11 protein-coding genes, 1 other RNA gene and 2 pseudogenes are annotated in these 13,146 nt (G+C 73.1%); 5 read left to right on the top strand and 9 right to left on the bottom strand.

Annotated features, from left to right (window positions below):
- Window positions 1-24 precede the first annotated feature (24 nt).
- Window positions 25-1,446, top strand: coding sequence for a DUF2079 domain-containing protein (locus tag BFF78_RS29665; RefSeq protein WP_159033081.1), 1,422 nt, complete (start codon window positions 25-27; stop codon window positions 1,444-1,446).
- A 94-nt stretch (window positions 1,447-1,540) separates the two neighbouring features.
- Here BFF78_RS29665 and BFF78_RS29660 read toward each other — a convergent pair whose 3' ends face one another.
- The 5 genes and pseudogenes from BFF78_RS29660 to BFF78_RS29640 form a co-directional block, all read right to left on the bottom strand.
- Window positions 1,541-2,677, bottom strand: coding sequence for an FAD-dependent oxidoreductase (locus tag BFF78_RS29660; protein ID WP_069781211.1), 1,137 nt, complete (start codon window positions 2,675-2,677; stop codon window positions 1,541-1,543).
- Between the two features lie 310 nt (window positions 2,678-2,987).
- Window positions 2,988-3,393: RNase P RNA component class A (gene rnpB / locus BFF78_RS29655), an RNA gene on the bottom strand.
- A 115-nt stretch (window positions 3,394-3,508) separates the two neighbouring features.
- A pseudogene (locus tag BFF78_RS50240) lies at window positions 3,509-4,225 on the bottom strand (DMT family transporter); the annotation flags it as partial.
- 85 nt (window positions 4,226-4,310) lie between these two features.
- Complete coding sequence (locus tag BFF78_RS29645) at window positions 4,311-5,132, bottom strand: AraC family transcriptional regulator (RefSeq protein WP_069781209.1); 822 nt, start codon at window positions 5,130-5,132, stop codon at window positions 4,311-4,313.
- Between the two features lie 197 nt (window positions 5,133-5,329).
- Entirely contained in the window at window positions 5,330-5,686 is a 357-nt protein-coding gene (locus BFF78_RS29640; RefSeq protein WP_079161528.1) for a hypothetical protein, read from the bottom strand.
- Between BFF78_RS29640 and BFF78_RS43790 the strand changes: the two are divergent.
- A pseudogene (locus BFF78_RS43790) lies at window positions 5,586-5,818 on the top strand (FAD-dependent monooxygenase); the annotation flags it as partial. The gene BFF78_RS29640 and the pseudogene BFF78_RS43790 sit on opposite strands and share 101 nt — an antisense overlap.
- 18 nt (window positions 5,819-5,836) lie before the next feature.
- Here BFF78_RS43790 and BFF78_RS29635 read toward each other — a convergent pair.
- Window positions 5,837-7,270 (bottom strand): RNB domain-containing ribonuclease, encoded by a 1,434-nt coding sequence (locus BFF78_RS29635; RefSeq protein WP_069781207.1) that lies wholly within the window; start codon window positions 7,268-7,270, stop codon window positions 5,837-5,839.
- 74 nt (window positions 7,271-7,344) lie between these two features.
- Between BFF78_RS29635 and yaaA the strand changes: the two genes are divergently transcribed.
- Together yaaA and eda are read left to right on the top strand one after the other, a co-directional pair.
- Window positions 7,345-8,127 carry a peroxide stress protein YaaA gene (gene yaaA / locus BFF78_RS29630; protein WP_069781206.1) on the top strand — a complete coding sequence of 261 codons (783 nt, stop codon included), beginning with the start codon at window positions 7,345-7,347 and terminating at the stop codon, window positions 8,125-8,127.
- A 72-nt stretch (window positions 8,128-8,199) separates the two neighbouring features.
- Entirely contained in the window at window positions 8,200-8,871 is a 672-nt protein-coding gene (gene eda / locus BFF78_RS29625; protein WP_069781205.1) for a bifunctional 4-hydroxy-2-oxoglutarate aldolase/2-dehydro-3-deoxy-phosphogluconate aldolase, read from the top strand.
- Here eda and BFF78_RS29620 read toward each other — a convergent pair.
- From BFF78_RS29620 to BFF78_RS29610, 3 genes are read right to left on the bottom strand one after another with little or no spacing between them, the layout of a single operon-like run.
- Window positions 8,843-9,988, bottom strand: coding sequence for a bifunctional RNase H/acid phosphatase (locus BFF78_RS29620; protein WP_069781204.1), 1,146 nt, complete (start codon window positions 9,986-9,988; stop codon window positions 8,843-8,845). The two genes, eda and BFF78_RS29620, sit on opposite strands and share 29 nt — an antisense overlap.
- 21 nt (window positions 9,989-10,009) lie before the next feature.
- The gene (locus BFF78_RS29615) at window positions 10,010-10,753 is read right to left on the bottom strand and encodes a zinc ribbon domain-containing protein (protein WP_079161872.1); all 744 of its coding nucleotides are present in this window, start codon (window positions 10,751-10,753) and stop codon (window positions 10,010-10,012) included.
- Window positions 10,750-11,601: a Nif3-like dinuclear metal center hexameric protein gene (locus BFF78_RS29610; protein WP_069781203.1), complete on the bottom strand. Its 852-nt coding sequence runs from the start codon at window positions 11,599-11,601 to the stop codon at window positions 10,750-10,752. Before BFF78_RS29610 ends, BFF78_RS29615 begins: the two co-directional genes overlap by 4 nt.
- Before the next feature lie 188 nt (window positions 11,602-11,789).
- Here BFF78_RS29610 and BFF78_RS29605 point away from each other — a divergent pair, with 188 nt between their 5' ends.
- A complete protein-coding gene (locus tag BFF78_RS29605; RefSeq protein ID WP_069781202.1) occupies window positions 11,790-13,061 on the top strand; it encodes a hypothetical protein in 1,272 nt (423 codons plus the stop codon).
- Window positions 13,062-13,146 lie beyond the last annotated feature (85 nt).

Genomic DNA, 13,146 nt, shown 5'->3' with positions numbered 1-13,146 from the left:
TGACGGAGTGGTGATCCTATAGAGGTGCCCGTCATATCCGGCAGATTCGACATACCGCCGGCCGTTCGTCGTGCCGTGTCCGTCCGCCGGATACGGCCGGCGGATCCGGTGTTGTGGGCGATAGTCGCCACGGTGTTCGCCGTGTACGTCACCCTGTCCGTGGCCCGGTACCTGACCGGCAACCCCGCCTCCTGGGACATCGGCATCTTCACGGAAGCCGTGGCCCGCTACGCCACAGGGCAGGCGCCCGTGGTGCCGATCAAGGGCATGGACGTCCTGGGAGATCATTTCTCGCCCGTCGTCGCGGTGCTCGCCCCGTTCTTCCGCGCCTTCCCGTCCCCCGTGACGCTCCTCGTCGCCCAGGCCGCGCTGGCCGCCGCGTCCGTCGTGCCCGTGCACCGTGCGGCAGCCGAGCTGCTGACGCGGGGCGAGGCCCGGCTGATCACCGCCGCCTACGGTCTGTCGTGGGGCCTGTCCGCCATGGTCTGGTCGGACTTCCACGAGGTGGCGTTCGCGGTGCTGCTGCTGGCCTGCTCCCTGTCCGCGCTGGCCCGCCGGCGGGCGTGGCCCGCTGTGTGGTGGGCCGCCCCTCTGGTGTGGGTGAAAGAGGACCAGGGCTGGACCCTCGCCGCGATCGGCCTGATCATCGCGCTCGCCTACCGGCAGCGGCTCGCGGGCGCACTCCTCGCCGCCTGGGGAGCCGGCTGGTCGCTCCTGGCCATCTGGATCCTCATACCGGCGATGAACCCGAATCATGCCTACCCGTACTGGAAGGACGGCTCACACCACCTCGGTGTCCTCGCGTCCGGCTGGGAGACGAAGGGACCGCTGCTTGCCCTTCTCCTGCTTCCCACGGCCGGCCTCGCTCTGCGCTCCCCGCTGGTGCTCGCCGCCGTGCCGGCCCTGGGGCTGCGCCTGATCTCGTCGAACCCGGCGTACTGGGGTACCGACTGGCATTACAACGCGACGGCGATGCCGATCCTGTTCGTCGCCGCGGTCGACGGGCTGCACCGGTTGCGGGCCGCGGGCCGGCCGTCGTGGGCGCGGGGCGTGTCGCCCTGGCTTGCCGCGCACGGTCCGGCGCTGATGGCGGCCGTGGGCGCGACGATGGTGTTCCAGTCGCCGCTCAACCAGTTGTGGCAGCCGGGCACCTACCGCACACCCCCGCACATCCAGGCGGCGGCGCACGCCGAGCGGATGATCCCGTCCGGCCAGTGGGTGGCCACGAGCATGGGCCAGCTGGCGTCGCTCGGTGCCCGTGACGAGGTGTGCTGGCTGCAATGCCCGGCACCGCCCGAGTGGATCCTGCTGGACCAGGGGCCGGGGACGTGGTGGCAGGGGCAGATCGAGCCGTCCACGTTGACCGGCCACTACCCGCACACGACCTATCGGACGGTGTTCCACGCGGACGCGGTGTGGCTGCTCGAGCGAACAGGTCCCGCCTGATGGCCGGCTTCGCCGTGCGGCCCTCGCGGGGGCTCTCGGCCGGTTCGTCGAGGCCCCGCGGCCCGCACGACGGCGAACACCTTGGGCGCATGCCCTATCGGGACTGTTCGTGCCGGGTGAACGCGGTGACCAGGTCCTGGGCCGTGATCTGGTCGGAGTCGCTCCCGTGGGCCTCGGCACCTGCGAAGGTGGCAGCCTCGGCACTGCGGGAGAACATGGCCTGCTCGTATGCGGTGAGCGCGGCCTCGATGTCGCCGGGGTGCGCGGCGAGGGCCTTGCCGAGTTCGGCGCCGTCGAGCATGGCCAGGTTGGCGCCTTCGCCGTTCGGGGCCGAGAGGTGGGCGGCGTCGCCGAGCAGGGTCACCCCGGGCACCCGGTCCCACCGGTGTCCGGCGGGCAGAGCGTAGAGGGGGCGCAGGACCGGCGCGATGTCGCCGTCGGTGATCAGCGCGGTGAGCTCCGGCGCCCAGCCGTCGAACTCTGCCGCGATCCGCGCGGTGGCCACGGCGGCATCGGTGAAATCGATGGCGGCGAACCAGTCCTGCGGCTCGGACAGCCCCACGTAGGCGTGCAGGGTGTCGTCCCTCTCCCGGTGGGCGAAGAGCTCCCTGCCCGGCGTGGGCGCGATCATCGACCCGCCGCCGACCGCTTTCGCGGCGGCGGGGTGCCGGGTGTCGGCCTCGAACAGGTAGGTCTCGACGACCGACTTGCCGATGTACTCGGGTGTGGCGGTGGAGAGCAGCGGCCGGACCCGTGACCACGCGCCGTCCGCGCCGACCAGCAGGCCGGTGACGAGGGTGCTGCCGTCGGCGAACGTCACCTCGTGCCGACCGTCGCCGAGGGTGCGGGTGCTGCCGGCCTTGTGCCCCCACCGGACGGTGCCGGCCGGTAGTGAGTCGAGCAGGACCTGCCGCAGCTCGCCGCGCAGGACTTCGGGGCGTCCCCCCGTGCCGTCGTCGGTCTTCTCGAACAGGACGGTCCCGTCCGGGTCGAGGATCCGCATCGCCTGGCGGCCCTCCAGGACGAGACCACGGAATTCCTTCATCAAGTCAGCAGCTTCAAGGGCGAGTTGTCCGTTGTAGTCGTGGATGTCGAGCATCCCGCCCTGCGAACGTGCGGCGGGCGAGGGCTCCGCCTCGTAGACCGTGGCCGGTATGCCGTGGACGTGCAGGACGCGGGCGAGCGTGAGGCCGCCGAGCCCGGCGCCGATGATCGTGACGTCGGAGGTCATGGTGGCTTCCTTCCTGATCGTGGACCCGCTGGACTGACACCCGGCAGGTCACGCAGGGGGAAGCCGTAGCAGCAGGTCGGGACGATGCGGTGCTGGTGACCGGTGCCGTTGATGGCCGGCGCCGACAAGCTCCAATGTCCTGGCGGCCACCGACAGATCACCGACAGATCACCGGCAGATCACCGACCTCCGGCGACGACCACCCGACACCGCTGGGGAACCACCAGATCACCACGGCGAAGCCGCTGGTCGGCACGAGCACAGTAAAACGGGCCCTGACCAGGTCGTTTCCCCTGGTCGGGCCCAATGGCAGACGAGTCGGGCTGTACGCCGGGTTCTGTTCCCCGGTGCCCTCGCGGGCGCCGGGGCGACGGCCATCCATCTAGGGCCGGTGTTGCCACCGGCCTCGTGCGGTCTACCCGCGGACTCGGGCGGGCAGCCCTCGAACGTCCGCGCAGGGCGCTTTTCACGGCGCCCCTCTTGACCTTGCTCCGGGTGGGGTTTACCTAGCTGCCCAGGTCACCCTGGGCACTGGTGGTCTCTTACACCACCGTTTCACCCTTACCAGGGGCCAAAAGCCCCGGGCGGTCTGCTTTCTGTGGCACTGTCCCGCGGGTCACCCCGGGTGGCCGTTAGCCACCACCCTGCCCTGTGGAGCCCGGACGTTCCTCGGGAAGCCCCCTAGGGGGACTCCACGCGGCCGTCCGCCCGGCTCGTCTGCCGTGTCGACCATGGTACCGGGCGCCGGGCCCGGCGCGGACCGGCGGCCGTGGCCAGGACCGAGCCCGCCAGGATGAGGGCGAAGGCGACCAGGACCGTGGGGGTCAGCCGCTCGTTCAGGAAGACCGCGCCCGCCGCCACCGCGACCGCCGGGTTGACGTAGGTGATCACCGTGGCCCGGGTCGGGCCCGCCTCCTTGATCAGCTCCAGGAACGCCACGAAGGCGACGGCCGTGCAGAGCACACCGAGGCCGGCCAGGGCCGCCAGGGCGGAGGACGAGGGCACGGACGACGGACGCACCGCGATCGCCACCGGGGCGTAGACCACGGCCGCCAGGGTCAGACAGGCCGCCGTCAGGTGCAGCGAGGGGACGTCCTTCATGCGGCGCGCGGCTATCAGCGGGGCGGTCGCGTAGCCCAGGACCGTCACCAGCACCTCGGCCAGGGAGCGGGCGTCGCCGCCGGTCAGGTGCGGCAGGGTCAGGACCGTCACGCCGCCCAGACCCAGGGCGAGACCGGTCAGCCGGCGGGCTCCCAGGTGTTCCGTGTCGCCGAGGAGGCGGGATGCGATCACGCCCACGATCGGCACGCCCGCGATCAGCAGACCGGCGGTCGAGCTGGACAGATGCCGTTCGGCGTCGGTGAGGGTGAACCAGGGGACGATGATCTCCAGGCACGCGAAGGCCAGCATGGGGCGCCAGTGGGTGCGTACGGTCCGGGACAGGCCGCCCTGGCGCAGGGCGAAGGGGAGCAGCAGGACCGCGCCGAGCGCGCAGCGTGTGAACACGACCACCGGCGGGGACACCTCGCCCACCGCCACCTTGATCATCAGATAGGGGATGCCCCAGATCACTCCCATGAGGGAGAACAGGAACCAGCCTCGTGCAGTCATGCGGTGAGTTTCGGCCAGACCTTCAGGGCGCGTCTTGAACGCTGTTGCGGTAGGCCGCCGGGGTCACCCCGAGCACCCGGCGGAACCAGCGGGTCAGGTGCGCCTGGTCGGCGAAGCCCACCAGCCCCGCCACCTCGGCCGGACGCAGCCCGGCAGCGAGCAGCGCGCGGGCCCGGGTCACCCGGTACTGGGCGAGCCAGGCGTACGGCGGTATCCCCATGGTCGTACGGAAGGCCCGCAGGAGCTGGTAGCGGGACAGGCCCAGGTCGGCGGCGAGGGAGGCGAGGGTCGGCGGGGCGGTGAGCTCGTCGGCCAGGCGGTCGCGGACGGTCAGGGCGATCGTGCTCGCGCCGGGGACCAGGTCGGTGCAGTGTCTGGCGGTGGAGTGGCGGCGGGCCAGGGCCGTCAGCAGCCAGGGCATCCGGGACTCCGCCTCCAGCGGGTCGGGGCAGACGCTGAGTTCGGTGTGGGCGAGGCGCAGCGCGGCGGCGAGTTCGGGGTCCTCGAGGAGCGGTTCGCGGAAGTACGGCAGCCCGCCGAGGACGCCGTCGGTCAGGAGGGACGGCTCGGCGTACAGGGCGCGGTAGGCGTAGCCGTCGGTGGCGTTGCCGGGGCCGCCGGTGTGCATCTCGCCGGGGTCGAGGACGACGATCGTGCCGGGGCCGGTGCGGATGTGGCCGCCCCGGTAGTCGATGACCTCGCTGCCGCCGACGCAGACGCCGATCGTGTACTCGTCGTGGGCGTGCGGGGCGTAGGTGTGCCGGCGGAAGTTCGCGGTCAGGAGGTCGAGCGGGGGTCCGCCGTGGCCCAGTCTGGCGCGCGTCCACAGCGCCTGTTCCGCCATGGAACACCCCCTTGTCGTACCGGTCGCGCTGAAAAGCCGTGCCAAGGGTGCAACGCCTTCGGGCCCCGCTTCCATGCCGTGTCCGGCCGGCGTCCGCGAAAAACCGGCGAGATGCGGGCGAGCCGGCCGCACAGGCCCGCGAAGCCGGTCGGCGAGGGTGCGCATGGTGAGGGCGACCGGGAAGGCGGAACGTACGGCTAACGGTGCCGGCGATCAAGGCCCGTCCGCTCCAGAGCCGTGAACGCGGCCTCCAGCCGGGCGCGATGGTCCCGCGCCACCTCGTCCGCCGGGTCACCCGCCATGAGCCGGCGCACGGAGGCGACGAAGACCGTCCGGCAGGCCGCCACGGCCAGGGCCGCCGGCAGGTCCGGGACGGGCGCGCGGGCCTCGGCGAGGGCGGCGCCCGGCGCCCGCTCCACCTCCTCGACGCCCTGGCGGGCCCGGGCACGCACCTGCCTGCGCCGGGTGTCGGGCGTGCCCGAGGTCACCATCACCAAGGTGGTCTCGGCGACCCGGCACACGGACAACGCCCGGCAGGTGACGGAGTACCGCAAGGGCCGGGTCCTGCTGGCGGGCGACGCGGCGCATGTGCACTCGCCGTTCGGCGGCAGGGGCTGAACCTCGGCACCGGCGACGCGATGAACCTCGGGTGGAAACTGACCGCCGTCATCCGCGGCACGGCACCCGCAACCCCGTGCGGGCGCTCACGCGGGCGTGAACAGGATCTTCGTCGTACCCGGCTCGGCCCGGCTCAGCCGCACCCGCAAGCGCTCACCCAGCGGCAACCGGTCACCCTCGATCCGGCCGATGACCGCCGGCGAGTCCACCTGGACGGTCCCGACGGTCGGGCGGTGCTCGTCGATGTCCACCACACAGCCTTCGAACACCTCCCCGACCCGGTCCTTGAGCAGGGCGGCCTCCACGATGTCCACGCACTCGCGCTCGACCGTGCCGGCGATCCGGGAGCCGTCGGCCATCCGCCGGGGCAGCGCGTCGAGCGCGGCGAGCACCCAGCCGGGCGTGGCCTGGCCGGCGGCGGCCGCGAGGCAGATCTCCGAGGCGTAGCGGTCGGCCAGGCGGCGCAGTGGGGCGGTGCAGTGGGTGTAGGGGGCGGCCACGGCGGAGTGCGTGGTGATCGCGGGCAGGACGCCGTCCCGGAAGACGGTGTAGCCGGCGCCGCGCAGCAGCGTGGTGCACTCCTGGAGGAAGGCCGCATGGCGGGTGTTGTGCGGGTCGAGGGTGCGGATCAGCGCCGCGTACGACACATGGTGCGGCCAGTCGATGTGCAGCGCGGTCGCGGTGCGGCGCAGCCGGGCGACGGCGCCGTCGGGGGCGGCGGGCAGGGTACGCAGCACGCCGGTGCCGCAGGCGAGCATCAGGTCGGCGGCGGCCATGCCGGTGAGGAGCGAGACCTGGGCGTTCCAGCCGTCGGCGGGCAGCGGGGCCCGGTAGCCGAGGACGTAGGTGTGGTCCTGCTCGGTGATCTGCTGCTCGGGCACGTTCAGGGAGATGCCGCCGCGCTCGGTCTCCTGCCGTTCCCGGGCCTCGCCGATCTCCTTGAGCAGCGCGACCGGTTCCTCGGCGGTCCCGGCGTCGATCTCCTTCTGCACGCGCGCGTAGTCGAGCTTGGCCCGGCTGCGGACCAGCGCGCGGCGCACGTCGACGGCGAGGGTACGGCCCTCGGCATCCAGGTCGATCGTCCACAGCACGGCCGGCCGGGTCCGGCCCGGCAGCAGGCTGGCCGCGCCCTCGCTGAGCACGGTGGGGTGCAGCGGGATCCTCCCGTCGGGGAAGTACAGGGTGTTCACCCGCCGGTGCGCCTCCGCGTCCAGCGCTCCGCCGGGTACGACGAAGGCGGCGACGTCGGCGATGGCGTACCGGACCCGGTAGCCGGTGCCCTGCCGGGACAGGTGGGTGGCCTGGTCGAGGTCGGTGGAGGCCGGCGGGTCGAGCGTGAAGAAGGGGATGTCCGTGGCGTCGTACGACCGCGGGGCGGGCGCCTTCGCCGCGCGCTCGGCCTCCTCCTGGACCTCGGGGGGAAAGTCCTCGGGGATCTTGAGTTCGCTGCGCAGTGCGGCGAGCGCGGCCCGCAAGGGGGCTTCGGGGGCGCCGGTCACGCGGATCCTGCGGCGGGGCATACAGCGAGCGTAGGTCGAGGGCGCGAGGGTGGCACGCCGTACCCTGTCGCGGAGGTCTACGTAAGGAGTACGTGTTGCTGGTCCTGCTGCCGCCCTCGGAAGGCAAGGCGAACCCGGGCGCGGGTGCCCCGCTGGAGCTCGGGTCGCTGTCCCTGCCGGGGCTGACCGCCGCGCGGGAGGCCGTGCTCACCGAGCTCGTCGAGCTGTGCACCGGTGACGAGGAGAAGGCACGCGAGGTGCTCGGGCTCAGCGAGGGGCTGCGCGGCGAGGTCGCGAAGAACGCGGGCCTGCCGACGGCCGGCGCCCGCCCCGCCGGGGAGATCTACACCGGTGTCCTCTACGACACCCTCGGCCTGGCCACGCTGGACACCGCGGCGAAGAGGCGCGCGGCCCGCTCGCTGCTGGTGTTCTCCGGCCTGTGGGGCGCCGTACGGGTCACGGACCGGATCCCCTCCTACCGCTGCTCGATGGGGGTGAAGCTGCCGGGGCTCGGCGCGCTGGCCGGGCACTGGCGGGCGCCGATGGCCGAGGTGCTGCCCGAGGCGGCCGGGGACGGCCTGGTGCTGGATCTGCGCTCCTCGGCGTACGCGGCGGCCTGGAAGCCGAAGGGCGGGGTCGCGGGGCGTACGGCGACCGTACGGGTGCTGCACGCGCCGACCCGGAAGGTGGTCAGCCACTTCAACAAGGCGACGAAGGGGCGGATCGTGCGCAGTCTGCTGTCGGCCGGTGCCGCGCCGAAGGAGCCCGCCGAGCTGGTCGAGGTGCTGCGGGAGCTGGGGTACGTCGTGGAGGCGCAGGCGCCGGGCCGGGCGGGCAAGGCGTGGTCGCTGGATGTGCTGGTGGAGGAGATCCACTGACCCGAAGGCAGGCGTATTGCAGCATGTGCAACGACCGTTGCGGGTGATGCACCGGGTCGGCACGATGAGGGCATGCCGGAACCGCTGCCCTGCTCCCCTCCTGCCTCCGTGCTGGATCTCGCCCCCGTCGTGCCCGTGGTGGTCGTCTCCGCCGTCGCCGACGCCGTACCGCTGGCGCGGGCGCTGGTGGCGGGCGGGCTGCCGGCGATCGAGGTGACACTCAGGACGCCGGCCGCGCTGGACGCGATCCGCGCGATCGCCGCCGAGGTGCCGCAGGCCGTCGTCGGCGCGGGCACGGTGATCACGTCGGAGCAGGTCGGCGCGTGTGTGGCGGCGGGGGCGCGGTTCCTGGTCAGCCCCGGGTGGACGGACGCGCTGCTGGCGGCGATGCGCGGGTCCGGGGTGCCGTGCCTGCCCGGGGTGTCGACCGCCTCGGAGGTCGTGGCGCTGCTGGAGCGCGGGGTGCGGGAGATGAAGTTCTTCCCGGCGCAGGCGGCGGGCGGTACGGCCTATCTGAGGTCGCTGGCCGGGCCGTTGCCGCAGGCCCGCTTCTGCCCCACGGGCGGGATCGGGCCGAAGACCGCGCCCGAGTACCTCTCCCTGCCCAACGTCGGCTGTGTGGGCGGCAGTTGGATGGTGCCGCAGGACGCGGTGGCCGGCGGGGACTGGGCGCGGATCGAGGAGCTGGCGGGGGGTGCCGCGCGGCTCGCCGGGGTCAGGGACGCAGGTGGGACGTGTCGTTGAAGAGCCGGACGCTCGCGTTGCCGTCCGCGTAGTACGCCACCGCCGACAGGGAGGCCGCCGAGAGTTCCATGCGGAACAAGGACTCGGGCGGGGCGCCGAGGGCCAGGCGGACGAACGTCTTGATCGGGGTCACATGGCTGACCAGCAGGACCGTGCGGCCCGCGTGGGCGGCGACCAGCTTGTCCCGGGTGGCGGCGATCCTCGTGGCCGTCTCGGCGAAGCTCTCGCCGCCGCCGGTGGGGTGGGCCTCGGGGTCGGCGAGCCAGGCGTTCAGGTCGTCGGGGTGGCGGTCGCGGACCTCGCCGAAGGTGAGGCCTTCCCAGGCGCCGAAGTCCGTTTCGCGCAGGCCGTCTTCGATCGTGACGTCCAGCCCCAGGCGGGCGGCGACGATGCCGGCGGTTTCGCGGGTGCGGGTGAGGGGGGAGGCGATGACGGCCTGGACGGTGCCGCGCCGTGCGAGTGCCTCGGCCGTGCGGCGGGCCTGTTCGCGACCGGCGTCGGAGAGGGAGGGGTCGGTGCCGCCGCTGCCGGAGAAGCGTTTCTGGGGAGTGAGGGGGGTTTCGCCGTGCCGGAGCAGCACGAAGGTGGCAGGGGCCCCGAGGTCCGGGGCGCTGCCCCAGCCCGGTGTGGAGACGTGCTGCTCCTCGGGGGCGGTGGGGCGCTGCTCGCCGAGAGCTGCCGTGGACCGGGACGGCGACCACTGTTCGCCCTTCGTGCCCGCGTCCATCGCCTCGTTCGCCAAACGGTCCGCGTACTTGTTCTGCTCTCGCGGGATCCACTCGTAGGTGACCTGGTCCGGGGGCAGGACCGATCGTGCCTGTGTCGCCAGGGGCTTCATGTCCGGGTGTTTGATCTTCCAGCGGCCCGACATCTGCTCGATGACGAGCTTGGAGTCCATGCGGACGTGCACCGTGGCCGTCGGGTCGAGGGCGCGGGCGGCGCTGAGGCCGGCCAGGAGGCCGCGGTACTCGGCCACGTTGTTCGTGGCGATGCCGATGTACTCCGCGGCCTCCGTCAGGGGCTCACCCGTGGCCGCGTCCCGGACGACCGCCCCGTAGCCCGCGGGGCCCGGGTTGCCCCGTGATCCGCCGTCCGCCTCGACGATGAACTCCCGCACGCCCCAAGCCCCTTACGTCTCTTACAGGCCCGACTCGGCCGTACGCACCAGGATGCGGCGGCAGTTCTCGCAGCGCACCACGGTGTCCGGCGCCGCCGAGCGGATCTCGTTCAGCTCGGTGATCGCCAGCTCCTGCCGGCAGCCCTGGCAGGTGCGGGCGTACAGCTTGGCCGCGCCGATGCCGCCCTGCTGCGCGCGCAGCTTGTCGTAGAGCTTGAGGAGGTCGGCGGGGATGGTGCCCGCGACGACCTCGCGCTCCTTCGTCACCGTCGCCACCTCGCCGTCGATCTCCTCGAACGCGGCGTCCCGCCGGCGGCCCGCGTCGTCGATCTTCGACTGCACCGAACCGACCCGCTCGGTCAGCTCGTTCACCCGCTCCTGCGCGGCCTCGCGGCGCTCCATGACCTCCAGGACGATGTCCTCCAGGTCACCCTGCCGCTTGGCGAGGGAGGCGATCTCGTGCTGGAGGTTGGACAGGTCCTTCGGCGAGGTGATCGCGCCGGAGTCCAGGCGCTGCTGGTCGCGGGCGGCGCGCTGGCGCACCTGGTCCACGTCCTGCTCGGCCTTGGTCTGCTCGCGGGCGGTGTCGCTCTCCTCGGTCTGCGCGGCGACGAGCAGGTCCCGCAGCTGGGTGAGGTCCTTGGTCAGCGCGTCGATCTCGACGTGCTCGGGCAGGGACCTCCGCTTGTGCGCGAGCTGCTGCAGGCGGACGTCGAGGTCCTGGACGTCGAGGAGTCGGATCTGGTCGGCGGGCGCGGCGTTCAGTTGGGGGCTCCTGCAGTTGTAGTCGTGGACGCCGCGTGGGCGGTCCAGGGGTCGGTGACCGTCTTGGAGACGTGGACGCGAAGGTCCCAGCCGTGGCGGTCGGAGATCTCGTCGAGCTGGGCTGCGGCCAGCTCGCACCAGGGCCACTCGGTGGCCCAGTGCGCCGCGTCGAGCAGCGCGAGCGGGCTGTGGGCGACGGCCTCGCTCGCCGGGTGGTGGCGCAGGTCGGCGGTGAGGAAGGCGTCGACGCCGGCCGCGCGGACCTGGTCGAAGAGGCTGTCGCCGGAGCCGCCGCTGACGGCGACCGTGCGGACGACGGCATCGGCGTCACCGGCCACCCGGATGCCCTGCGCGGTGGCGGGCAGCCGCTCGGCGGCCCGGGCCGCCAGTTCACGGACGGTCACCGGGTGGTCCAGCTCGCACACCCGGCCGAGGCCCCGGCGGCCCGCCGGGTCGGTCGGGTCCGGCACCAGCGGTCGTACGACACGCAGGTCGAGGGCGCCCGCGAGCGCGTCCGAGACACCCGGATCGGCCGTGTCGGCGTTGGTGTGGGCCACGTGCAGCGCGATGTCGTTCTTGATCAGCGTGTGCACGACCCGGCCCTTGAAGTGGCTCGCCGCGACCGTGGTCGTCCCCCGCAGGTAGAGCGGGTGGTGGGTGACCAGCAGGTCGGCGCCGAGCTTCACCGCCTCGTCGACGATCTCCCGCACGGGGTCCACGGCGAACAGGACCCGGGTGACCTCCTGGTCGGGGTCGCCCACGACCGTGCCGACCGCGTCCCAGGACTCGGCCCGCTCGGCGGGCCACAGGTTCTCCAGCGCGGCGATGACTTCAGACAGACGGGGCACGAGGGAAAGGCTACCTGGCTGGTCCGAGCGGCCGTACCGTATCCACGCGCTCTGCCCCCGCTCAGCACAAAGGTCCCGTTTTCCTCAGGTGAATCGCTTCTGCGCCACCCGTATGTGTGAAGCCGTGGTCGGCCGGTCCCACGCCCGCGCGTGCGAAAACTAGCTTCGTCGCCGGAGGTGACCGAACCATGACGGCCTGTGCGATCGAAACCCCGTCCACGGACGGGGCCGGCGGGATGCCGGAGGCGGGGTGCGTCATCACGGCGGACGGGACGTACGGCGCGCGGCTCGCGCCGGCCGGCGAGTGCTGGTTCCCGGAGCGCTGGACGCTGGACGGCCCGGAGCCGTACGCGGTGCCGCTGCCCGGCAACCAGCCGGAGGAGCCCGGCACCGAGGTGCAGCCGCTGTCCGACGGCAGGGTGCTGATCCACCGGCTGATCGAGCACCGGCACGCCTTCTCGCTGCTGTACCCGACCGGCCCCGGCACCGGCGAGCTGCCGCTGGGCGCGGTGGAGTGCCCCGAGCCCGGCACCCGGCTCACCCTGCTGCCGCCCGCCCCGGGTGGCTCGCGGGCGTACGCCCTCGCCGTCGGCCCGCGATCGAGCGTGGTCTGGCTGGTGGCGGGCGGGGTGTTCGGGCCGCAGCGGCTCGCGGAGGTGCCGGGGCGCTGCTCGGGCGGGGTCTGGCTGGACCGCGCCGGGCGGATGCTGGCGCTGGACCGGGAGCCGGCCGGCGGGCCGGTCAAGACGGTCGTGGTGGACCTGGAGCGGGCCGAGGTCTCGCCGCTGCTGCAGATCGCGGCCGGGAGCGACGACCGGCTGCTGCTCGCCGACCTCGACAGCGGGCTGCTGCTCATCTCCTCCGACGCGCCCTCGCCGGGGCAGGAACGATTGGGCTGGGGCGTGCTCGGCAGCACGCTGCCGGTGCGCTTCCCGGAGTGCCTCAGGGTGCCGGACTGTGCGGTGACGCCGTTCGCGATCCAGCCCGGACAGGTGCTGATGCCGGAGAACTGCGCGGTGGCGCTGCGCGTCGACGGGCCGTTCGGCAACAGCTGGCTGGGCATCTGGCGGCCGTCCGGGCGGCGGGTGAGCCATCTCCCGCCGCCCGCGGGGTGGCTGGCCGGGGCCGGGCTGTGGACACGGGACGGGGTGCTGCGGCTGCCGTACGCCACGCGGGAGACTCCGTGCGGTGTGGCGGAGCTGACGGCGCCCCGGGGGGAGACGGCCACGGGAAGCGGTACTGCCGTGGCCCCGGGACCGGGGGAGGCGGGTCTGGAGGGTCCGGGCCGGGACGGCACGGCTTGCGGGGCGCCCGGGGCGTCGCGGGAGCCGGCGGAACCGGACCCTCCGGGGCCTGTGGAACCGGCGCCCGAGCCGACGGAAGGTAACATTCCGGAGCCGCCTGCGGTCCGTCCGGTGCCGTTGCAGCAGGCACCCCTGGGACGTCTTGTAACGAACTAGTGCCGGTTGGCGTGTGCGCCTGGATTCGGCCCGCGGTGTGCCGGTTACACTCGCCCGGCTGTACGAAAGATCATGTTGACGGGGT

This window comes from Streptomyces fodineus (assembly GCF_001735805.1).
Classification (GTDB): Bacteria; Actinomycetota; Actinomycetes; order Streptomycetales; family Streptomycetaceae; genus Streptomyces; species Streptomyces fodineus.
Note: the sequence above shows the minus strand (reverse complement) of the source record. Positions and strands in the feature narration are given on the sequence as shown.